We start from the raw sequence: 22,218 nt of genomic DNA, 5'->3' as shown, positions 1-22,218 counted from the left end.
TCAGATGATCGGCGATCCGCCGCCGGTCGGCGGATTGCCGCCCGGCGGGCCGCCCGTCAGGTCGATCGTCTCGGCCATCGAATTCGGCCCGCCCCTGCCGCCGATCATCTCCCCGCCCGCCCGACGCACGAGCTCGAACGCTTCGATGGGCTCGGTCGTGGTCGGGTGCACGGGCACGCAATCGAACGAATCTCGCGCGACGTCGAATGCGCCGCGATTCATCAAAATCTGATTCTTCGTGGCCGCGGCCTGCAGTATCGCAGCCGATCGCGGCACCTCGCCGAGGATCGTGTAATCGAGGCGGCCGAACGCCTTCGACCCGATCTCGCCGGAGAGCATGTCGCCCGTCGCCACGCCGATCGACACGCCGAGGGCGAACGGCGAATCTTGCCCGGCGCGTAATGCCAGCGTCCGGAGCTGCATGCGCACGTCGAGGCTCGCTTCGAGCGCGCGCGTCACGTGATGGTCGCCCCGGAACGTCGCCATCACCGCGTCGCCGAGGAACTTGTCGACCACGCCGCCGCGGTTCGTCACGGCCGGCACGATCACCTCGAAATTCGCGTTCAGCGTGCGCACGCGCTCGCTCGGCTCCTGCTCCTTCGAGCTCGCGTGGAAGCCCGCGACGTCGATGAACACGACCGTGCCTTGCCAGGTATCGATCGCGCCGAACGGCGACGACGAGCGCAGCCTGTCGACCAGGCTCGGGCTCACGAACATGCGCAGCACGCTGTTTTCCTCGGTCGAACGGGCGTTCGACCGGAGCTCCGTCACGTGCTTCAGCGTCTTCTCGATCGTGACCTCGAGATCCTTGAAATCGATCGGTTTGACCAGGAAATCGAACGCGCCGCGGTTCATCGCGGTGCGGATGTTGCTCATGTCGCCGTAGGCCGAGACGATGATCGTCCGGACGAGCGGGTTCACGTCGCCCACGCGTGAAAGGAACGTGAGCCCGTCCATGCCCGGCATGTTGATGTCGGTCAGGACGACGTCGATGTCCCCGTGCTTGTGCAGCTCCTCGAGCGCGCTCTCGCCGTTCGTCGCGAAGACGAATTTGTACAGCGACTTTTTGATCTGCTGTCGAAAACGCTGGTTGATGAGGTGCGGGACGTCGGGCTCGTCGTCGACGACGAGGATCTTCGCTGTCCCGGACGGCTTTCGCTCGGCGAGCGCCGCGAATGCGTTGGCGAACTCCCGCGCCGAGCGGAAACGCTTGTCCGGGTCCTTCGCCAGCGCCCGCTCGAAGAATCGATCCACCTCCGGCGGCAGCTCTTTCAGATAGGTCGACGGCGGCGGGAACGGATCGGTGCAAATACGCACCATCAGCATGCCCAGCCATTGCCCCGGGAACGGGTGTTGCCCCGTCAGGGCCCGGTAGGCGAGGACCGCGAGCGACCACAGATCGCTCCGCAGATCCACGGCGCCGCAGCGGATCTGCTCGGGGCTCATGTAGAGCGGCGTCCCCACGATGCTGCCCGCCGTGGTGAGCTGAAGCTCGTCCTCCGTCGTATCATCCTCGCTCGTCAGCATCGACACGACGCCGAAATCGAGGATCTTGACCGTCTCGTCGCCCTCGCCGCGCGCCATGAACACGTTCGCGGGCTTGAAATCGCGGTGCACGATGCCCTTCGCGTGCGCGGCGGCGAGGCCGATCGCCGCCTGCGTCACGATTGGCACGAGCGCGCCGAGCGGGATACGCTCGATCCGTTCGAGTCGGCTCTCGAAGTCCTCGCCTTCGAGCAGCTCCATCACGATGTACGGCGAACCCTCGTCAATGCCGTAATCGTAGATCTGCACCACGTGCTGATTCCGGAGCTGTGCAATCGCCTTCGCTTCCCGGTCGAACCGGGTCCGCGCCGTGGGCGAGGCCACGTGATCCGGGGACATGAGCTTGAGCGCCACACGCCGGCGCAGATGGAGATCGAGCGCCTCCCAGATGTAGCCCATGGCCCCGCGCCCGATCTGCCGCACGAGCTCGTATTTGCCGGCGATGAGGCGGTGCGACATGAGGATTTTCCCGACTCTAGCCGATGGTCCCTCGCGCCGTCAACGCGCCGTTCGAGGCTCCATGACGGAAGGTCTGTCGTTCCCATCGCACCAGAGGTTCGCCGCAGTGCTACGCTCGGCTCCGTGCCCGTCCTCGTCGCGCAGGAGTTAACGAAGTCGTTTGGTGAGAGGCGCATCCTCGATGGCGTCTCGCTTTCCATCCACAGCGGAGAACGCGTGGGGCTCGTCGGAGCCAATGGGAGCGGCAAGAGCACGCTCGCGCGTATCCTCGCAGGCCTCGACAAGCCCGACACGGGCACGGTCGCGCAGCGGCGCGGCGCGGACGTCGCGTATCTCGCGCAGGAGCCCGCGCTCGACCCGGGGAAAACGGGCCGCGAGCTCGTCTTGCTCGGCCTCGGCCCGTGGGCCGCGGCGAAGGCGCGATACGAGGCGATCTCGGCGCGCCTCGGCCATGGCGACGGCGATCAGGAGGCCCTGCTCGCCGAGCAGGCGGAGGCGGCCGCGCAGATCGAGCGGCTCGGCGGCTGGGATCAGCTCCACAAGGTCGACGAGATCCTCGGCCACGTCGGCGTCACGCGCCCCGACGCGCCCACGTCCGAGCTCTCGGGCGGGGACAAACGTCGCGTCGCGCTCGCTTGCTTGCTCATCGCGCCGCCGTCGCTCCTCGTGCTCGACGAACCTTCGAACCACCTCGACACCGAGACGATCGACTGGCTCGAAGGCTGGCTCGTCGAGGAGTACAAGGGCGCGCTGCTCATCGTCACGCACGATCGGTATTTGCTCGACCGCGTCGTCGATCGGACGATCGAGCTCCACCGCGGCAAGGTGTATTCGTACGAGGGCGGCTACGAGGACTACCTCGAAGCGAAGGCGGAGCGGCTCGCGCTCGAGGCGCGCACCGAGCAAAACCGGCAGAATTTGCTGCGGACCGAGCTCGAATGGCTGCGGCGCCAGCCGAAGGCGCGCACGACGAAGCAGAAGGCGCGGATCCAGCGGGCCGAGGCCGCGAAGTCGGCCGTCCCCGCGCGCGCCGAGCAGACCGCGAAGCTCGTGGCGGAGTCGAGTTTTACGGGGAAAACCGTCCTCGAATTGCGCAAGCTCACCCTCGAAATGGGGGGCCGCACGCTCGTGAAGGACCTCGATTTCGTGCTCGCGGCCGGCGAGCGCGTGGGCATCGTGGGCCGGAACGGCACCGGAAAAACCACGCTTCTCCGGTCGATCCTGGGCGACGTCGCGCCGGCGCGCGGCGAGGTGGTCGTCGGGAAAAACACCCGCGTGGGGTATTTCGATCAGCACCGGAGCGGGCTCGACGAGGACAAATCGATCTACGACAACGTCGCCGCGGCGGGGAACAAGATCGAGCTCGGCGGCCAGCCGATCGAGGTCCGCTCGTTCCTCGAACGGTTCCTCTTCGACGGACACGCGCAGCGGCAACCCGTGAAATCCCTCTCCGGCGGCGAGCGGGCGCGCGTCGTGCTGGCGAAGATGTTATCGCAGAGCCATAGCCTGCTCATCCTCGACGAGCCCACGAACGACCTCGACCTGCCCACGCTCTCGGCGCTGGAGGAGATGCTCACCGAATATGGCGGCAGCGCGCTCGTCGTGACGCACGATCGGTGGTTCCTCGACCGGGTCGCGACCTCGCTCCTCGTATTCGAGGGCGACGGCCGCGTCGTGCGGTATGCCGGCGGGCACCAGGATTACCTCGTGCAAAAAGCGGCCGCGGAATCCGCGAAGGAGGAGGCGGCGAAGGCCGCGGCGGCGGCCGCGAAAGTGACCAGCAAGGACAAACCCGCCGCCGCGAAGCCGACCGCCGCGAAATCGAAGGGGCTCACCTGGTCCGAGCAGCGCGAGCTCGAGGGGATCATGGGCCGGATCGAGGAGGCGGAGGGCGAGGTCGCGACGCTCGAAAAAGAGCTCGCGGATCCGGCGCTGTATTCGTCACGCGGCGCGGAGGTCCCGGTGCTCGGCAAACGCCTCGAAGAGGCCAAGACCCGCGCCGCGACCTTGCTCGCGCGGTGGGAAGAGCTCGAACAGAAGCAAGCCGGCTGTTAGCCGCTCACTCCTTCACGATATCGCACGTCAGCTCCTCGGAGACGAGCTCCGTGCCGCCCGTGCCCTCGCGCAGCGAGACCACGAGGATCTTCCCGTCGGGAAGCGGCAGGAGGCGCACCTCCGAGGCGAGGGCCTTGTCGTCGAGCAGCGAGAAGCGCTTGCCGATCGCCTGGAACTTCTCGTCGATCGGCACGAGCTCGAGGTCGCCGCTGCCGCGCTTGCCCTCGATGAACGCGAGCCAGCGCCGCCCCTGCGTGTCGCGCAGGAAGGTCGGATCCGTCTCGGAATGGTCGTGGTGGTCGGCCTCGTCGTCGTGCCCGTGCGCGTGGTCGTGGCCCGCATCGCCCATGTGCGTGTCGATCGCGACGAGCTTCTTCGGCAGCTCCAGGCTCTTCGGCACCCGCAGCGCGCGCAGCGCGAAATGGCCCTTCTCCTTGGCCACGGACGTCACGATCACGAGATCCTCGCCGTCCTCCGCGGCGTACGGGATCGTCGGGAAGCCCGGATAACTCAAAAGCTTGCTCTTCAGGCGCTTGTTTTTCCCGAGAATGCCCACGCGGAGCGTCGAGCTGAACCGCGTCGCGAGCAGGAGCGAGCCGTCGTCGAACGCGTGCGAAATCGGCACCTCGAACGAGGCGAGCGCGGGCGGATCCCCCTTGAGCACGATCTCGTGCAGGTGGACCTCGTTCTCCTTGTTCCCCGTGTCCACCATCAGCGTGCTCTTCCATTCGAGCGCGCCTTCGGCCTTCTCGTCCGCTTCGAGCTCGGAGCCCACGATCCACGCCTTGCCGCTGCCGTCCGAGAACGTGCGGCAATCACGCAGCTCGTGATACCCCTTCTCGTCCTCGGCCTCGTCAACCTTGGCTTTCGCGTCGTCCTCGGCGTGGCCTCGATCGTAATCGTGGCCCTTCAAAAGCTTCGCCCGCTCCTCGCCCGTCGGTTTTTCCGGACGATCGAGCCAGGGCGTACCGTCGAAATGGTTCCAGGCGTCGCTCGTATCGGCCGGGCCGCAGGCGACGCGGCGGCGCTTGTCCTTGTATTCGTCGTGGTAATCGACGAACGCGTAGACTTTCTCGCCGTCGACCTTCGACGGCGTCACGCGCATGACCTTGCGAGTCCCTTCCTCGGCCTTCGGCGGCTTTGCGAGGGGCGAGCCTTTGCCCACGGCGACCTTCACGAGCCGGCCCTCGCCCGATTTGTCGACGACGAGCACATACGGGTCGTAGCCCATCGCCAGGCCCACGCCGTGCCGACCTTCGCCGAGGTCCACGACCGAAAGGCCCGTCAGCTTGTTCGCGCCTGCGCCCCACACCTTTTTTTCGCCCACCTTGCATGCGGGCGGGCCCTCCGGCGGCTTGATCGGCGCGCCCGTGCCCGTCGCGGCGGCGACGGCGGGCGTGGTGGATCCAGCCGGGGATGCCCCCGAGGCCGCGACAGCGGCCGAGGGCGTGGGAGTCGGGGTGGGCGTGATGTCGCTCGACCCGCGGTCACACGCGGCGACGAGGACGAGGGGAAGGAGCGGGACTACGCGGCGGAGGTCGTGCACGCGCCGATGAGAAAACGAAATGCCTCGCCCGTCAATCTCATTCGATGCGCGGCGGCTCGTACTTCCGATCGGGATCGAGCACCTCGGTGTACGTGCTGCCGAACCCGTCCTCGAAGATGCGCCCGAGCCGCTCGGCGATCGTCTTGCCGTCGATGAACAGGCCGACGTTGCGGCTCACCGTGAAATAGTCGCCCTCCCAGTTGCTCGTGCCGATCCAGGCGCTCTTGCCGTCGACGACCATGTATTTCGCGTGGGCCACGCGGGCGAACGGGATGAAGCCGGTCGAGCTCTGCGGGATCACGATGAACTTGATGGAGATGCCCGGCACGCGCGAAAGCTCGCGCAGCCCTTCGAGCGACGCCTCGCGCTTGCTCCAATCCGAGACGAGCAGACGCACGCGCACGCCGCGCTTCGCCGCTCTTCGGAGCGCGTCGTCGAGGTCCGTCCACGGCGCGCCGTTTCGCATCTTCGTGCGGTACGTCAGGACCTGCACGTCGATGGTACGCTCGGCGCGGTCGATTCGCGCGAGCAACTCGGGCAGCTCCCACGGCACGCCTGCGGGCAGGAGATCCTTGGGGCTCGCCGTGGGCAGGATCCGCGCCTCCTCGCCGCCGAGCGTCACCCGCGCGGGGATCTGGAGCGGCGTCGTTTTCAGCGGCTCCGCATTGCTGTCTTCGCCGGAGGCCCGCCAATCCAGCTCGAATACCCGCGCGAACGCCGCGACGACCTCGGGCACGCGCACCCGTGCCCCGATTTCCTGGATGTGCTCGAGGGAGCGGTAATCCATGTTCTGGCTGCCGACGTATGCGTCCGCCTCGTCGACGACCATGTATTTCGCGTGCTGCACGCCGTCGCGCGCCCGGAGATCCATCTTGCGGACGATGACCTTGCGCGAGGCCAGCCGATCGACGGATTCGGGGTATCGCTGGTAAAACTTCATGTCGACGAGGAGCCGCACGCGCACCCCACGCGAGGCGGCCTCCTCGATCGCCGCGAGCACCGGCTCCAGTTTTCCGCCGGGCGCATTGCTGATGTAGAAATGCTCGATGTCGATCGACCGTTTCGCGCTCTGGATCATCGCGAGCCACACATCGGCGGCGTTCGGCACGTCGGGGTGATCGAGCGTGGTCTCGGTCGGCGGGGTCTCGACGATCTCGATGGGCGGCGCCGCGGCGATCGGCTGCGCGGGCGTTTGCGCGGGCGCGGGCGTCTGCGGGGCCGGTTCGTGGGGAGAGCAGGCGAGGGCGAGGATCGAGGCGGCGAGGGGGAGGGCGAGGCGCGACATCGGAGCCGCGCCAGAATAGGAGGATCGAAGGCGTTCGTCGAGGTCCGGGCGTTCTTTTTCAGCGCGCCACGGCCGGCCCCTGATTGCCCGTCGCGAGCCTCTCGGCGCGGTGCACGAGGCTCACGAACTCCTGCTGATCGGATTGCGTCGTCGCGGCCTGATCGGCGAGCCGCGCGATGTCCTTCATCGACCAATCACGCGCGTGCGGGCTCTGCCGCAGCACCTCGGCGAACGCCGCGACCGTCGCGGCGAACCGGAAATCGCGCCCCGCCGCGTCGAACGAGGCCGCGATCGCCGCCGGATCCATCTTGAACTCGCTCTCCGTCGCCGTATCGCCGGCGAGCGCCGGCTTGTGGCGCAGGCGCAGCACGATCGGCGAGGCCTTCGTGTCCTTGAGGACCACGTCGTAGATCGCCGTCACCGCGTGGCCGTTGCCGATCTCGCCGGCGTCGACCTTGTCATTGCGGAAATCCTTGTCCGCGATGTCCCGGTTCTCGTAACCGATGAGCCGGTACTCCTTCACCACCTTCGGGTCGAACTCCACCTGGATCTTCACGTCGCGCGCGATGACCTCCAGCATGCCGGAGAGCTGATCCTGGAACACGCGCTTCGCCTGCACCTCGCTGTCGATGTACGCGTAATTCCCGTCGCCCTTGTCGGCGAGGCGCTCCATCATCGTGTCCTTGTAATTGCCGGTCCCGAAGCCAACCGTGCTCAGCGTGATGCCCTTCTCCTTGTAGCGGCCGATCATGTCGAGGATCTGCTCGTGCGACGTCGGCCCCACGTTCGCGTCGCCGTCCGAGAGCACGATGACGCGATTGACGTGGCCCTTCACGAGCGTCCGCTCGGCGAGCTTGTACGCGAGCTCGATTCCGCTCGCCATCGCCGTCGATCCCGAGGCGTTGAGGTCGTCGATCGCGCGGAAAATCTTGTCCTTCTCCTCGATCCCGGTCGGCGCGAGCACCTCGCGCACGTTGCCGGCGTACGTGCAGAGCGCCACGGTGTCGCCCTTCTTCAGCGAATTCGTGAGCAGCTTCAGGCTCCGCTTGGCGAGCGGGATCTTGTCGGCAGCCTCCATCGAGCCACTCGTATCGACGAGATACACGAGGTGCACGGGCTTGCGCGCGCTCTCCGGCACGCGCTTGCCTTGCACGGCGACGCGCACGAGGTGATGGCCCTTCGTGAACGGCGACGGCGCGGCGGCGAAGTGGACCGCGAACGGCCCGCTCTTCGGGGCCTCGTAGTTGTAATCGAAATAATTCAAAAACTCCTCGGCGCGGACGGAGGCGAACGGCGGGAGCGTGCCCTCCATGATCTTCCGGCGCGCGATCGAATACGACGCCGTGTCGACGTCGATGGCGAACGTCGAGAGCCGATCCTTCGCCGGGTCGACGACCGGGTTCACGCCGTAATCCTTGTAATCCTCGGTGCCCTTCGGCTCCGGCGGCGCGACCGCGATCGGCGCGGGCTGCTGCGGCGACGGCTTTTGCGTGACGACGGCGACCTTGCGCTCGGCCTCCGACTTGCTCGCTTCGGCCCTCTTGGGCGTGCCCGGCGGGGGCGGGGGCGGCGCCGGCACCATCATGGTGGGCGCGGGATTCACGGGCTGTTGCGCCATCGGCGCGGCGGCGCCGGCCGCCACGGGCGCAGCCTCGACCTCGGCCGGCGCGGCGGCCGTGTCGCCGGCCGGGTATTGCTGCGGGTAGGAGGAATCGCTGTCCGCCGTCGCGGTGGCCTTCGGCTCGGCGGCGCCTCCCGACGAGGCGGAACTGGCACCACAACCGGCGAGGGTCTGGGCGAGGGTGACGAGGGCGACGAGGGCGACGACGGGGCGGGAGCGCAACATGGCAGAAGTTCCTCCGAGTGGCGTTTCGCCCGAGGAAACGGAGGCGCCCCGCGAACCTTACAGGCGCCTCGCGAGATCGCGCGGGCCTTCGTCCGGGGCGCCGGGGAGGTGGATCCGGGCCCGCCCGGGGACTGTGAACGAAACGACGGCGCCACCCCTGCGCAAGTCGAGCAGCCCTGGCACAACCGAGGCCTCGAATGCCGAAGCGCGCCGGTGATTCCACCCTGGCCCTCCCTTTGCAATGCGGCGGGACGAACCCTTTCGCGGAGCCAAACTCGTGCGATCTTCTCTTGCTTTCCTTTTCCTCGCGTCGTTCCTCCCCGCCTGCTCGGGCCCTGGGCCCAGCGAGCCCAACCCGGATGGTGGTCCTGACAAACCTGATGCGCCTGTGGCGCTCGTCTGTGACCTCATGCGCGCCGCGTGTGAGCGGCAGGTCGCGTGCGGGCATCCTTTCCTCAACAACACGCCGGGCGACGTCGAGGCTTGCCTCGAAGCGCAACGCTGCGAATCGGTCGCCGAAGTGCTCACCTCTCCCGACGTCGTGGTCGACCCCGAAGCCGTCGAGAAATGCGCTGCGGCGATCGAGTCCGCGAGCTGCGGGGCGCTCGCCGCGCAGGGCCTCGGCATCGATCCCTCCTGCGCGCATTACGTCGTCGGCACGCGCGCCGAGGGCGAGAGCTGCCGCGGCGGCATCGTCTCCGATTGCGCGGCGGGCCTCTCCTGCGTGTTCGAGGGCGAGACGTGCCCGGGCACCTGTACGCGTGCGCCCGAGCCCTGCAGCGAGGGCTCGTGCGGCCCGAATGCATTCTGCGCCTCGGATGGCACCTGCCAGGATCGCGCGGCGATCGGCGAGGCGTGTGACGAGGCGGCGGTCGATTTCGAGAACCTGCGCGACGACCCCTGCGTGGCCGGCGCCCATTGCGAGGGCTCCGTCTGCGTGGCCGACCTCGACGCGGGCGCGGCGTGCGCCGGAGCGCACGTCCAAGCGTGCGGCGAAGGCGCGGCCTGCCTCTGCGCGGACCCTGCGAATTGCGCGAGCGAAGCCGATTATGCCTGCCGGCCCGCGCGCGCCGAGGGCGAGGCCTGCAACATGGCCTACGACTGCGCCGATGGACTTTATTGCAACTTCGACGACGAGGGCCGCTGCTCGAAGCGCGGCGGGCTCGGCGCCGTGTGCGGAGATTCGCTCGGCGCCTGCCAGCATCCGCTCGAATGCGTCGACGGCAAATGCGCCGGCGAGGCGCCGATCGTCGCCGAGCTCCCGCTGCTCGAAGAGGGCCAGAGCTGCGTCGAGAGCGGCGTCTGCCCGCTCGGCACGGCCTGCACCTGCGACAACGAGGGCTGCACCGAAAAGCGCTGCCTGCCCGCGCCGGGCCTCGGCGCGAGCTGCCAGGAGCAAATGCTCGCGAACATCACCCCGTTCGCCTGCGCCGAGGGCCTCTGCGACATCCTCGCCGATTACACCTGCGTGCTGCCTGCGGCCGCGGGCGAGCCTTGCGCCGTCGACGGCATGACCCTCGCGTGCGCCTCGCTCGTCTGCATCGGCGGCAAATGCGCCTCCGTGGAGCAGACGCGCTGCGAGGAGTGACGCTCAATCGTCGAATTCGTCGTCCTCGTCCTCGTCCTCGTCGTCCGACGCGGGCATCTCGATCTCGAACGGGGGGTCGAGCTTCTCGCCGCCCTCGACATCGTGCGAGCCGAACCTGACGCTCTTGTTGCTGGCGTACATGGCCCGGGGCGATTTCGTCCAGCGATCGTAACGGACCTTCGCGCGCTCGCCGGGGGCGAGGAGCGGCGGTTCGAGCGCGGGCAGGCGCGCGAGGACGCCGCTCCAATCGACCGCCATCGTCATCTCTTCGTACGTGATCAGATCGGAATCGTCCCACTCGTTCGGGCCGGGGATCTCGTCCTCCTCGTCCTCGGCGTCCGCCCCCTCGCGGTCCTTCTCATACAGCTCCTTGCGCCTCGCGTACACGAGGGCGCTCGTACCCGCCTCGTCCGTGAGCGCCACGGGCGGTTTGTCGAGGTGACGCACCTGGATGAAGGGATGCAGGTCGACGAATCCCACGACGTCGCCGCCCTGGACCGTCCAGACGCCGAGCGTCGCGCCATAATAGATTGCGTGGTACGCGCTCGTCCCGCCGCCATTCTCGAGGAAGACGTCGAGGCACGCGCGGAGGTGATCGAGACTCGTATAGGTGTGGAGCTCGGCCCAGCGAGAACCGCCGGGCCCGACAGAAAGCTCGAGGACGTAGCAGCTTCGATCCTGCGGAGGAGCCATGCGCCCGAGGAGAGCAGATCGGGGAGCGGGGCACAAGATGCGCCCCGCCCCCTCGATTACGCCGCCTGCCCGGACGTCGCCTTCTCCATCTCCGCGGCGAAGCGGAGCAGGCCCTCGCCCCAGCCGCCGAGGATGTACGTACGGTCGTAGAACTCCGGCACGAGCGTGTCCTTGTACCCGGCAATCTGCACCAGGAACACCTTCACGTTCGGGTTCACGCGCTTGCGATACGTCGACACGAGCTTCGCCACGTCGATGTATTGCCCGCCCGAGCCCCAGCCGTACTCGCGGTACTGCGCCTGGTTCGTCCCGTACAACCCGCCGTGGCCCGCCTGCATGTCGCTCATCACGAAGATCGAGTCCCAGTGCTCCTTCATCCGGATCGCCCGGTCGAGGAAGAGCCAGATCCCATTCTCCGTCGACTGACCGATGTCCTTCGCGAGCCCTTCGGCGCGCTTCAATTGCTCGAAGATCGACGCGCCCTTGCGGATCGCGAACGTCTCCAGCTTGTCCCCGAATACGCCGAGATGGCCCTCGTCCGCGCGCATCCCCGCGAGCACGCCCGTCAGGTTGCCGATCGTCGAGACCTTCATCGTGCCCATCGCGCTCGTCGTCGTCCCCTGCGCCGAGCCGCTGTTGTCCGCGAGCACCATCACGCGACCGCGGAAATACGGCAGCTCGCCGAGCGACGTGACGAGGCACTTCTCGATTGCGTCGAGCAAGGGCCCCGGCGCCTTCTCCTCCACGGCCTTGTAGGCCGAGAAGTAGCGGAAAGGCAATTGCTTGCCGTCCTTCGCGCCCGCGAGGAGCGACGGGACGATCTCGTCCGCCTTGATACCCGCCTCCAGCATGTTGCGAAGGTTGCGCAGCATCGCCATGTGGCCCATGACCGCCATTGCCTTCTTCCACGCCGTGCGGTTCGACCCACGCGCGCTCACGATCGCCTCCCACGTGCGACCCGTGTTCTTCGCCTCGCCCTTCACGAGCTTATGGACCGCCTCGCTCTTCGGGTGCACGAGGTTCACGACGTCCACGGTCTTCGCCGCGTGGTCCTCGAGCCGGTACTTCGCGAGCCCGTACGTATCGAAGCGCGTGATCGCGTCGCGCCACGCCTTCTTCAGCGCATTCGGGATCGGCTTGCCATACCGGAACATCTGGTACGCGAGGCCGACGGCCGGCTCGTCTGCGCGCTTCACGATGCGCGGCGCATACTTGCGCACGAGGCCCGTGCCCTTCACGGCGTTATGGTTCGCCGCGCGCACGAGGATGACCTGCGGCGTCGTGCGGATATGCTCGTCATTGCGCAATCGCGCCGCCTCCTCCAGCGTCGCCTCGGCGTCGTGAGCGAGCGCCTCGTCGATCGCGCTCTCGATGAGCTCCGCGGGCGACATCTTGCGCCACGCCTGCGGGTCGACCGCGTCGAGCGTCGCGCGCAGGTAATCGACCTCCTTGTTCGACAGCCGGCACGCGTTTGCCGCGGCCTTCACCGGCCGCGCGTCCTTCTCGTCACGGTGGTAATACATCGGCTCGCCGAAGAAGCACGTCGACGCCGCGAGGCGCAGGCGCAGGATCGGCGACGAGATGTCGTACGAAACGCCGGCCATGAAATTCAAGTGTCCCGAGGCCGGGGGCGTCTGGGACGCCGCCTTCGCGCGAGCCTTTTCCTTCTTGATGAAGCTGAAAAACGCCATGACGAACCTACCGGTTCCCCGCGCGGCACGCGCCGCACGGATATGAAAACGCCCGAGGAGCCCGGGAGAACCATGGGCGGCGGGTTGGTTTCGTTGGAATCGAAGGAACCGCCGCCCTCACTGCCCGGGGCTCGGGGGAGCGGCCCTCGCGAGGAGGGTGCTCGGGGAGAGGGCATTGCAGCGGGCGTGCCAGCGCCTCGCGAGGCCGGGAAAGGCCGGCGTTCGTGCGGGTTTCGCGGGGATGTGGCCGCTCGGGGAGGGAAGTGGAGGATCGAGCGTAGACGGGAGGATAAGCAGTTATCCGATGGGAGCGTCGAGCTTTCCTTCGAGCTCGACCTCGAGGCCGCCGTACTCCGACGGCCGGAGCGTCAGCCGGAAGCCGTGCAGCTCCGCGGCGCGGAGCGTGATGTGGAGCCCGAGCCCCTGTCCGTCCGGCGCACGCGAGCGCGCCTCGTTGCCACGAAAGCCGCGCTCCGCGAGGCGTGAGAGCTCGGCTTCCGGGATGCCGGGGCCGTCGTCGACCACGCGCAGACGAAAAGACTCTTTCGTGACGCGCTCCAGGATGACCGCGACGTGGCCCCCGGGGCGATTGTAACGAACGGCGTTGTACGTGACGTTGCTGATCGCCTGTTCGAGGAGCGTCACGTCGGCCGAGACGGTGACGGGCTCTCCGGGGACGGCGGTCTCGATCGACACACCGAGCTGCTTCGCAATGGGCTTGTGCCGGCCGACGACCCGCTTCACGAGCGCTTCGAGATCGACCTCGCAACGCTGGAGTTTCACGTCGGCCGCTTCGAGCCGGGCCGTGGCCGCGAGGTTGTGCACGAGCGAGGCCATGTAATGCGCCTCGTCCATCGCCGACACGAGCGCGCCGACATCGACGGGTTTTCCCGCGGCCGCGTCCTCGCGCAGCGTCGCGAGGTGACCCTGCAGCACCGTCAGCGGGATCATCACGTCGTGCGTCGTGTTGGCCAGGAAATGGCGGAGCGCCTGCTCGCGCCGATCCTTCTCTTCGAGCTGGGATCGAATCTCGCGGCCCGCCGCATTGAAGGCCCGCGCGAGCACGCCGATCTCGTCGTCGCCCTCCATCAGGACGGCGTCCGCGTACGTGGCCGAGGCCGAACGCTCGACGGCCTCCGTGAGCTTGCGAATACGCCGGACCACCGGGCCCAGGGCGAGGAGCATCGCCGCGAAGACGGCCACCGTGGGCAGGAGCCAAATGTTCGATTCGGGCAGCACCGCGCCCCAGGTCGGATCCGTCGTCCCGCGGGCGAGCACGTACGCGCACGGGCCCGTGCCCCAGGGCATACGCGCGAGGATCTCGACGGACGAGGTTGGCAAGACATACGAGGCAATGGCGACGTCTTGCTCCCGGATGGCGCGCGCGAGCGCCTCGGGGATCACGGGCGCGTCGGGGTTCGCCGAATGAAGCGATTCGTCGTAGGCATGCACGACCGCCGGCCGCGCGCCGCGGGGCCGCGGAGGCCCTGGCCGTCCCGGCGGAGGCGGAGGCGGAGGATCTCCGGGCGGAGGGTGATTGCCGCGCGGAGGCCCCGGAGGTCGGCTCGGCCTGAGCTCGCCCCCGAACGACGACGGGGCCGCCTCGCACGCTTCACGCGACGTGGGCATTTGCCCGAACACGAATTCGGTGAGGTTCTGCTCCGCGGCCCGATGCCTCGCCGCCCCGTCGTACCAGAACAGCGCGAACGTCATGGGGACCATCACCAGAATGGTAGCGACCGCGAGCCGCGCGCGGAGCTTCATTCGTCGCGCCCGTCGCCCAGCCGATAACCGATCCCCCACACCGTCTCGACGAACGCGCCGCGCCCGAGTTTCTTGCGTAACCTCGAGACGTGCACGTCGAGCGTCCGCTCGGTCCCGTCGCGCTCCGGATCGAGCACGCGTTCGGCGAGCGAGCTGCGCGTCATGGCCTCGCCCGGCCGCTCGGCGAGCGCCGCGAGGAACTCGAATTCGAGCCGCGTGAGCTCCACGCGCTCGCCGCGCACCGAGACCTCGCGCCGCCCGCGATCGATCCGGAGCGCGCCGACCTCGACGACGTCCCCGCGCCCGAGCGTGGGCCTGCGCAGGCGCGCGCGCACGCGCTCGACGAGCTCCTCGGGCCAGAAAGGTTTCGTCATGTAGTCGTCGGCGCCGAGCCGGAGCGCGCGGACCTTGTCGGCCGTGTCGTTGCGCGCGCTGAGCACGAGCACCGGCACCTCGGAGAACACGCGCAGATCCTTCAGGATGTCCATTCCGTACGTTCCGGGCAGCATCAGATCGAGCACGACGAGGTCGACATCGGGCAAGGTCTCTCGGGACAAACGCCGCCCTTCTTTCCACCAGGTCGGCTCGTAGCCGGCGTCGCAGAGGCGCTTGACGATCTGCGCGCCGAGCTCTTGATCGTCCTCGATGACGAGCACCTTCTTTCCCATGGTTCCTCTTTTTGGATCGCTTTCGCCCGCGACGCGAGCCCCATCGTAGCCGAGGACGGAGCGCGTGTCCCGGCGCGTAAGGAATTCGTAAGATTTCGGATCTACATAAGAGTCCAGGAGGAACGCGCATGCCTCGCCACACGAAGAAGGACCGCTCTCAGGAAACCATCACGCGCCGAGCCGCTCTCCGCGGCATTGGCACGGCCCTTTGCGCCGCGCCGCTCGCGGCGTTCGTCGGTTGCGGAGGAACGAACGGAAACACGGGCTCCGGCGGCGCGGGCGGCGCGGGCGGCAGCGGCGGTTCGGGCGGCAGCGGCGGCGCGGGCGGCAGCGGCGGCACGGGCGGCGCTGGAAACGGCGAATGGGCAACGGGCGGCACGGCCTCGATGTCCGGCGATTACCCGGATCCGTTCACCGACGACCCGGGCGCGACGTGTGCCCTCGTTTGCGCGATGACGCTCGGGCCTTGTTATGCCGAGACGGTCGTCCGGAAAGACATCAGCGAGGGCTCGGCCGGCCTGCCGATGCGACTCGCATTACGCGTCGTCGACGCGTCGTGCAAGCCCGTCGAGGGCGCGGAGGTCGACGTCTGGCATACGTCCGCCGCGGGCCTCTATTCGGGCGACGACTCGGTCGAGATGTGCACGGGCAACGACGCGGAGGCCCTCGCGGCCCGCTGGTTCCGCGGCGTGCAGACCACGGACGCGAATGGCCGGGTCGACTTCGATTCATGCTTCCCGGGCTGGTATTCGAGCCGGACGATCCACATCCACTTCACGGTCCGCGTCGGAGGGAGCGAATACGTCACGTCCCAGCTCTTCTTCCCAGACGAGCTGAGCGACGAGATCGTCGCGACGCAGCCGATTTACAAGGACCGCGGCGCGCGCGACACGACGAACGAGAACGACACGGTGATCGCGGCCGACGCCGCCGCCGATTACACGTTGCAGACGAAGAAGATGTCGGACGGAGCGCTGCTCGCGTGGAAGACGCTCGTCATTCGATCCTCGCTCGCGGATGCGTTGTGTCAGGCGCCGGGTGGAATGGGAGGCCCGGGCGGCGGCCCGCCTCCGGGGCCCTGAGCCGGCTCGCCTCGCGATCGTCTGCACGCCATTGGAATCGTCCGGGCCGCCTCATGCGCGGCGACCTCCTTGACACCCGCCGAGGGTGGCACCCTGTTCCGCGCAGGAAAAGGAGGGTACTCCCATGACACAACCTCCGGAAGGGCCGGTCGACACGACCCGCATAACGGTCGTCGGGCAGGTCGAGGACGTAGTGCGGAAAAACCGGGCTTGGTTTTTCGGGCTCGGCGTCGCTTTCATGGTGCTCGGCGTTATCTTGCTCCTGATGCCCGTGATCGCCTCGGTGGCCACGGCGTTCGTGCTCGGCTGGGTCATGGTGATCGCCGGCATTTTCCAGGGGTTTCACGCGGTCCGTAATCACGGCTGGAGAGGCGCGGGCTGGTCGCTCGTGGGCTCGGTGCTGCTCGTGATCGCCGGCGCGCTCGTCGCGGCCTTTCCGCTGACGGGCACGCTCACCCTGACGCTGACGCTCGCGGCCTTTTTCGCGGCCAATGGCGTGGTCAAGCTCATCCGGGCCGTGCAGAACCGCCGAATTCCCGCCTGGGGCTGGCTCTTCTTCGATGGACTCATCTCCCTGGCGCTCGGCGTACTGATCGCCGTCGGTTGGCCGAGCACGGCCGCCTGGGCCCTCGGTATGCTCGTCGGAATCGATTTGCTGCTCGGCGGGACGTCGATGATCTTGATCGGTCTCAGCGCGGGGAGCGCGCTCCGCGGGCCGATCGCCACGACGCGGCTGTGAAGGGAAGCTCCATCCGGCCGCACCTCGCAGTCAGCCTCGCCAAACCCCTCGCACGAGGCGCGGCCTGCATCGCTGCCAGCATCCGGGAAGGTACATCATGAACAGGCTGAAACTGCCGGGGCCGGACGACCATGTTCGAGGAAACACGGATGCGCCCGTGACCCTGATCGAATATGGTGACTACGAGTGCCCGTACTGCGGTCGCGCGCATCCAGCGATCCTCGATGCCTTGCGCCGCATGGGCTCTTCCGTGCGCTTCGTCTATCGCCATTTCCCGCTCACGGAGATGCACCGGCACGCGCTTCAGGCGGCGGAAGCGGCGGAGGCGGCAGGGGCGCAGGGGCGGTTCTGGGACATGCACGACCTGCTCTACGAGAACCAGGCCGCGCTCGGGCTCACCGACCTTTACGGCTATGCCGCGGCGCTCGGGCTCGACCAAGGGCGCTTCCAGGCCGATCTCGCGACGCACGCGCACCTCGGCAAGATCGAGCGTGATTTCAATTCGGGCGTGCGCAGCGGCGTGAACGGTACGCCGACGCTGTTCATCCAGGGCATGCGCTACGAGGGTAGCCGGGATCCCGACGCGCTCACCGCAGCGCTGCAATCGGCGCTCGGCCGTGCCGCGGCTTGATGCGTTCAAGGAAGCCGTAAACGGAAAAAGCCCGATCCCCAATACGGGGATCGGGCAGAAAGCTCCTTCCGAGCCTTCCAAGCGCCAGGAGCGGGACTCGAACCCGCGGCCTCGCCATGAACAGTGGAGTAACCCTGATCATCACTGCCGTCGCCGGAGAATACCGACCAAGGTGTTTTTCGCGCTCTATCCCCTGAGCTATCCTGGCATCTATCGTCCATCGTCGAGAAAACGCTCGCTCCTCGGGAGAAAACTGGCCGCGGGGTCTTTTTCGTACCCAAAACGAAGGAACCGCGAACCTCACTGCCCGAGGAGCTTGCGCGCGAAGGGAACGAGGGGGAACCCGAACCTTTCGCGGAGCTAGGAGCGGGATTCGAACCCGCGACCACGTCCTTTAATGGAAGTAACCCTGGCCATCACTGCCGTCACCGGAGAATACCGGCCAAGGTATTTTTACGTGCTCTACCACTGAGCTATCCTAGCGTCTTCGTGTTCCCCCTTGAAGCAGGCAGCGTGCCAAGCCCGCCAGGACGCCATGAGGGCCGGGTTTGGGCCTGATTTGGTGAGCGAATTTACCGCGGACGGCCCGGCAGACAAAGGAGTGCTTATCCAGCAGGATAAAGCCTATCCCCGGAGCTCAGACGGCGAGAGGGCTCAGTGATCGATGCCACGCGCATGCTGGTACGCGTGGACGATGTGGTTCACGATCGCCTCGACCCCGACGCCCTTCGTCGCTTGCGCGAAGACCATGGGCCCGCCGCCTCGGATCGCCTTGGCGTCACGCTCCATCACGCCGAGGTCGGCGCCCACCGCGCTCGCGAGGTCCGTCTTGTTGATGACGAGCAGGTCCGATTGCGTGATTCCGGGGCCGCCCTTGCGCGGCACCTTGTCGCCGCCCGCGACGTCGATCACGTAGATGATGTAGTCGGCGAGCTCCCGGCTGAAGTTCGCCGCGAGGTTGTCGCCGCCGGACTCGAGGATCAAAAGCTCCGGCTTGTGCCGCGCCGAGAGCTCTTCGAGGGCGAGGAGGTTCGCGGTGATGTCCTCGCGGATCGCCGCGTGCGGACATCCGCCCGTCTCCACGGCACGGATGCGATCCGTCGGCAGCGCGTTGTTGCGAATGAGGAATTCGCCGTCCTCGCGGGTGAAAATGTCGTTCGTGACGACGGCCAGGCTCATTCGATCGCGGAGGGCGCGGCAGAGCGCGAGCACGAGCGCCGTCTTGCCGCTGCCGACCGGGCCGCCAATTCCGACCGTGAAGGCGCGCTCGTTGAAGGCGCGCGTGAGCGGGCGGTCGCGCTCGTCAAAATGCCCCGGGTGTGCCATGGGCTCGTGCGTGTGCCCGTGATCGTGTCCATGTCCGTGTGAATGGCCGTGCATGTTTCTCTCCGGAATTCAGCTCGAAAATAGACGCGAATAGAGACGATCCTGGTGGCCCTGGAAAAGGTCGACGAGCGGCGCGGTCGTCGTGAGGTCGTCCTCCCCGCGTTTTTCGTGCCGAGAGAGGACCGTGAGAACCGAGCCCGCGAGGCGATGTTGCAGCGCCTGCGCCTCCAGCGGGCCAACGAGGCTCAAGCGCACGGCGCTCGAGACGAGGCCCCGCAGGTGCAAGAATAGAAACAGCCGCTGGGCCTCGCCACGTTCGAGCCCGAGCCGCGCCGAGATCGCGCCGAAGACGGGCGCGAAATGCCCGCAGAACGATTCGTCCTCACGAGCGCGCGCGCGGAGCTCCCGGAGGGACGTGTTTCCGAACGAATGCGCCGCCGCCGCGAGCCACGCCCGCCCTTGCGCGCGGCTCGCCCGGTTCGCCACGTGGTTCGTCAAAAACGCATCGTGGCGTCGATCGAGATCGGAGAGCCTTTCCGGGGTGGCGTGCGCGGCCGTGACGATCGGCAGCACGCCGGCGCCCGCTTGCTCCAGGTTGTGCAGGAGGAATCGTTCGAGGCTCGAAGGCCCATGGATTTCCCCGAGCTGCGCCGCCGCCTCGAGCCCGCCGGAATGCGCGAATCCGCCCGTCGGAAAGGCCGAGTCGGCGAGCTGGAGGACGAGGAGCGAGAGGGCCATGGCGCGCGAACGCTCAGAACAGGAAAAACTTTTGCGCGAGCGGCAAGACCTTCGCGGGCTCGCACGTGAGGCGCACGCCGTCCGCCGTCACCACGTACGTCTCCGGATCCACGGTGATGCGTGGCATGGCGTCGTTCAATCGCATGTCCTTCTTGCCGAGCGCGCGGCATCCGCGCACGGCCTCGATACGTTTGCCGAGGCCATACGAGGCCGCCACGCCGGATTCGATCGACGCGCGGCTCACGAAGGCAATGGAAGCGCGGCCCGGCGCGCGGCCGAAGCTCGCGAACATCGGCCGCATGCGCACCGGTTGCGGCGTGGGGATCGAGGCATTCGGATCGCCCATCTGCGCCCACGCGATGACGCCGCCCTTGATCACGATCTCGGGTTTGGCCCCGAAGAACGCCGGCCGCCAGAGGACGAGGTCCGCGAGCTTGCCGACCTCGATCGAGCCGATGAGGTGCGAGGCGCCGTGGGCGATGGCCGGGTTGATGGTGTATTTGGCGACGTACCTCTTCACGCGGAGGTTATCGCTCTCGCCGCGCTCCTCCGCGAGCCGCCCGCGCTGCTTGCGCATCTTGTCGGCCGTTTGCCAGGTGCGCGTGATGGTCTCGCCGACGCGGCCCATCGCTTGGGAATCGGAGGACACGATCGAGATCGCGCCGATGTCGTGGAGAATGTCCTCCGCCGCGATCGTCTCGCCGCGAATACGCGATTCCGCGAAGGCCACGTCCTCGGGGATGCTCCGGTCGAGGTGGTGACAGACCATGAGCATGTCGAGGTGCTCGTCGAGCGTGTTCACCGTGAAGGGGCGCGTGGGGTTCGTCGACGACGGGAGCACGTTCGGCTCGCTGCAAACACGCAGGATGTCCGGGGCGTGCCCGCCGCCCGCGCCCTCGCTGTGGTACGTGTGGATCGAGCGACCCTTGAATGCTGCAATCGAGTGTTCGACGGCTGCGCTCTCGTTGAGCGTATCGGTGTGAATCGTGACCTGTACGTCGTATTGCTCGGCCACGGAGAGGCAGGAATCGATGGCCGCGGGCGTCGTGCCCCAGTCCTCGTGCAGCTTGAGCCCGATCGCGCCGGCCTGGATCTGCTCGTGCAGGCCCTCGGGCTTGGACGAATTGCCTTTTCCGGTGAACCCGAAATTCAGCGGCAGCCCGTCGGTCGCTTCCAGCATCATGCGGAGGTGATGCGCGCCCGGGGTGCACGTCGTCGCGTTCGTCCCCGTCGCGGGGCCGGTGCCGCCGCCGATCATCGTGGTGATCCCCGACGCGATCGCCTCGTCGCATTGCTGCGGGCAGATGAAATGGATGTGCGTGTCGACCCCGCCCGCCGTCACGATGAGCCCCTCGCCCGCGATGGCCTCGGTCGTCGGGCCAAACACCATCCCCGGCGTGACGCCGGCCATGACGTCGGGGTTGCCCGCTTTCCCGATCCCCGCGATGAGGCCGTCCTTGATGCCGATGTCGGCCTTGTAAATGCCCGTCCAGTCGATGACGACGACGTTCGTGATGACGCAATCGAGGGCGTCACGCTGGGCAGCGCCCGCGCGCTGGCCCATTCCGTCGCGAAGAACCTTGCCGCCGCCGAACTTGCATTCGTCGCCGTAGACGGTAAAGTCTTTTTCGATCTCGATGATCAGATCGGTGTCGCCGAGCCGGACGCGGTCTCGGGTGGTCGGGCCGAAGATCTCGGCGTAGGTGCGTCGGTCGATGGTGCGGGGCATGGCGTCCTCCGATCGAATCGAGTCAGCCTTCGGGTTCGTGGGCGAAGCCGAGCGCGCGGACGCGCTCCATCGCGCGGGCGAGGCCTTCGGGGCTCACGGGGCCGTCGGCGAGGGCATTTCCACCACGAATGACCCGCTCGCCGGCGATCTCCACGAGCGAGACCGTCTTCGTCTCGCCCGGCTCGAAGCGCACGGCGGTGCCCGCCGGGATGTCGAGCCGCCGGCCATAGGCTTTTTCGCGGTCGAAGCGCAGGTACGGGTTCGTCTCGATGAAATGGTAGTGGCTGCCCACCTGGATCGGGCGGTCGGCCAGGTTCGTGACCCGGATCGAAATCGAGGAGCGGCCCTCGTTGAGCACGATCGTCCCCTCCACGGGCAGGATCTCCCCCGGCGTGGGCCCGCTCGGCGCCGCGGCGAAGCGCGAACGATCGGGCACGGGGAGAAAACTGCCGTAAAGGGCGAGGCCCAGGTCGCCGTGCTCGGCGGCAATGGGGTGGTGAACCGTGACGAGCTTCGTTCCGTCGGGGAACGTGCCCTCGACCTGGACTTCGGTCACGAGCTCCGGCACGCCCTCCATGACCTGATTTCGGCCGAGCAGCTTGCGTCCGAGGTCCATGAGCTCCTCGACGCGCCGCCCGTCTCGAATGAATTCGAGGAGCTGCGTGGCGATGAGCGCGACGCTCTCCGGCACGTTGAGCCGCACCCCGCGGGCGAGGCGCTTCTGGGCCAGAAAGCCAGCATTGTGAAGGAGCAGCTTATCGAGCTCGCGAGGAGAGAGGTGCATACATCCACCGAGGAGCCCCCTTGCTCTCCCCGATTACACCATATCGACG

General features: G+C 67.6%; 17 protein-coding genes and 2 tRNA genes. 5 read left to right on the top strand and 14 right to left on the bottom strand.

Annotation, left to right across the window (positions count from 1 at the left end):
* Positions 1 to 2,004, bottom strand: coding sequence for a protein kinase (locus tag QHF84_RS16340; RefSeq protein ID WP_281314230.1), 2,004 nt, complete (start codon positions 2,002 to 2,004; stop codon positions 1 to 3).
* 123 nt (positions 2,005 to 2,127) lie between these two features.
* Between QHF84_RS16340 and QHF84_RS16335 the strand changes: the two genes are divergently transcribed.
* Positions 2,128 to 4,059 carry an ABC-F family ATP-binding cassette domain-containing protein gene (locus tag QHF84_RS16335; RefSeq protein WP_281314229.1) on the top strand — a complete coding sequence of 644 codons (1,932 nt, stop codon included), beginning with the start codon at positions 2,128 to 2,130 and terminating at the stop codon, positions 4,057 to 4,059.
* Positions 4,060 to 4,063: 4 nt separating this feature from the next.
* Here the strand turns inward: QHF84_RS16335 and QHF84_RS16330 are convergent, their stop codons facing one another.
* Genes QHF84_RS16330 through QHF84_RS16320 form a run of 3 tightly spaced genes read right to left on the bottom strand, consistent with a single transcriptional unit; the run spans position 4,064 to position 8,736 of the window.
* A complete protein-coding gene (locus QHF84_RS16330; RefSeq protein ID WP_281314228.1) occupies positions 4,064 to 5,605 on the bottom strand; it encodes a hypothetical protein in 1,542 nt (513 codons plus the stop codon).
* A 37-nt stretch (positions 5,606 to 5,642) separates the two neighbouring features.
* Positions 5,643 to 6,890 (bottom strand): phospholipase D-like domain-containing protein, encoded by a 1,248-nt coding sequence (locus QHF84_RS16325; protein WP_281314227.1) that lies wholly within the window; start codon positions 6,888 to 6,890, stop codon positions 5,643 to 5,645.
* A 58-nt stretch (positions 6,891 to 6,948) separates the two neighbouring features.
* The gene (locus tag QHF84_RS16320) at positions 6,949 to 8,736 is read right to left on the bottom strand and encodes a VWA domain-containing protein (RefSeq protein WP_281314226.1); all 1,788 of its coding nucleotides are present in this window, start codon (positions 8,734 to 8,736) and stop codon (positions 6,949 to 6,951) included.
* 388 nt (positions 8,737 to 9,124) lie between these two features.
* On the opposite strand from QHF84_RS16320, the gene QHF84_RS16315 reads away from it, so the two are divergent.
* Complete coding sequence (locus QHF84_RS16315; RefSeq protein WP_281314225.1) at positions 9,125 to 10,324, top strand: hypothetical protein; 1,200 nt, start codon at positions 9,125 to 9,127, stop codon at positions 10,322 to 10,324.
* Between the two features lie 3 nt (positions 10,325 to 10,327).
* Here the strand turns inward: QHF84_RS16315 and QHF84_RS16310 are convergent, their stop codons facing one another.
* The 4 genes from QHF84_RS16310 to QHF84_RS16295 all read right to left on the bottom strand — a co-directional run bounded on the left by QHF84_RS16310 (position 10,328) and on the right by QHF84_RS16295 (position 15,140).
* The gene (locus QHF84_RS16310) at positions 10,328 to 11,017 is read right to left on the bottom strand and encodes a hypothetical protein (RefSeq protein ID WP_281314224.1); all 690 of its coding nucleotides are present in this window, start codon (positions 11,015 to 11,017) and stop codon (positions 10,328 to 10,330) included.
* A 56-nt stretch (positions 11,018 to 11,073) separates the two neighbouring features.
* The gene (locus QHF84_RS16305) at positions 11,074 to 12,708 is read right to left on the bottom strand and encodes a TROVE domain-containing protein (RefSeq protein WP_281314223.1); all 1,635 of its coding nucleotides are present in this window, start codon (positions 12,706 to 12,708) and stop codon (positions 11,074 to 11,076) included.
* Positions 12,709 to 13,005: 297 nt separating this feature from the next.
* The gene (locus QHF84_RS16300; RefSeq protein WP_281314222.1) at positions 13,006 to 14,472 is read right to left on the bottom strand and encodes a HAMP domain-containing sensor histidine kinase; all 1,467 of its coding nucleotides are present in this window, start codon (positions 14,470 to 14,472) and stop codon (positions 13,006 to 13,008) included.
* Positions 14,469 to 15,140 (bottom strand): response regulator transcription factor, encoded by a 672-nt coding sequence (locus tag QHF84_RS16295; RefSeq protein WP_281314221.1) that lies wholly within the window; start codon positions 15,138 to 15,140, stop codon positions 14,469 to 14,471. Before QHF84_RS16295 ends, QHF84_RS16300 begins: the two co-directional genes overlap by 4 nt.
* A 128-nt stretch (positions 15,141 to 15,268) precedes the next feature.
* On the opposite strand from QHF84_RS16295, the gene QHF84_RS16290 reads away from it, so the two are divergent.
* The 3 genes from QHF84_RS16290 (at position 15,269) to QHF84_RS16280 (ending at position 17,592) form a co-directional block, all read left to right on the top strand.
* Positions 15,269 to 16,222: a hypothetical protein gene (locus QHF84_RS16290; RefSeq protein ID WP_281314220.1), complete on the top strand. Its 954-nt coding sequence runs from the start codon at positions 15,269 to 15,271 to the stop codon at positions 16,220 to 16,222.
* Positions 16,223 to 16,346: 124 nt separating this feature from the next.
* Positions 16,347 to 16,961, top strand: coding sequence for a DUF308 domain-containing protein (locus QHF84_RS16285; RefSeq protein ID WP_281314219.1), 615 nt, complete (start codon positions 16,347 to 16,349; stop codon positions 16,959 to 16,961).
* Between the two features lie 97 nt (positions 16,962 to 17,058).
* A complete protein-coding gene (locus tag QHF84_RS16280; RefSeq protein ID WP_281314218.1) occupies positions 17,059 to 17,592 on the top strand; it encodes a thioredoxin domain-containing protein in 534 nt (177 codons plus the stop codon).
* An 82-nt stretch (positions 17,593 to 17,674) separates the two neighbouring features.
* Here the strand turns inward: QHF84_RS16280 and QHF84_RS16275 are convergent.
* The 6 genes from QHF84_RS16275 to ureB all read right to left on the bottom strand — a co-directional run bounded on the left by QHF84_RS16275 (position 17,675) and on the right by ureB (position 22,169).
* Positions 17,675 to 17,800, bottom strand: a tRNA-OTHER gene (locus QHF84_RS16275).
* 150 nt (positions 17,801 to 17,950) lie between these two features.
* Positions 17,951 to 18,075 (bottom strand) — tRNA-OTHER (locus tag QHF84_RS16270).
* A gap of 171 nt (positions 18,076 to 18,246) precedes the next feature.
* The gene (gene ureG, locus QHF84_RS16265) at positions 18,247 to 18,972 is read right to left on the bottom strand and encodes an urease accessory protein UreG (protein ID WP_348652859.1); all 726 of its coding nucleotides are present in this window, start codon (positions 18,970 to 18,972) and stop codon (positions 18,247 to 18,249) included.
* A gap of 15 nt (positions 18,973 to 18,987) precedes the next feature.
* Complete coding sequence (locus QHF84_RS16260) at positions 18,988 to 19,656, bottom strand: urease accessory UreF family protein (RefSeq protein WP_281314216.1); 669 nt, start codon at positions 19,654 to 19,656, stop codon at positions 18,988 to 18,990.
* A 13-nt stretch (positions 19,657 to 19,669) separates the two neighbouring features.
* The gene (gene ureC / locus QHF84_RS16255; protein WP_281314215.1) at positions 19,670 to 21,385 is read right to left on the bottom strand and encodes an urease subunit alpha; all 1,716 of its coding nucleotides are present in this window, start codon (positions 21,383 to 21,385) and stop codon (positions 19,670 to 19,672) included.
* 22 nt (positions 21,386 to 21,407) lie between these two features.
* Positions 21,408 to 22,169 (bottom strand): urease subunit beta, encoded by a 762-nt coding sequence (ureB, locus tag QHF84_RS16250; RefSeq protein WP_281314214.1) that lies wholly within the window; start codon positions 22,167 to 22,169, stop codon positions 21,408 to 21,410.
* Positions 22,170 to 22,218: the final 49 nt, after the last annotated feature.

This window comes from Polyangium sp. y55x31 (genome assembly GCF_029946505.1).
GTDB lineage: Bacteria > Myxococcota_A > Polyangia > Polyangiales > Polyangiaceae > Polyangium.
The sequence above is the reverse complement of the archived record's forward strand: the minus strand, read 5'-3'. Positions and strand labels throughout refer to the sequence as shown.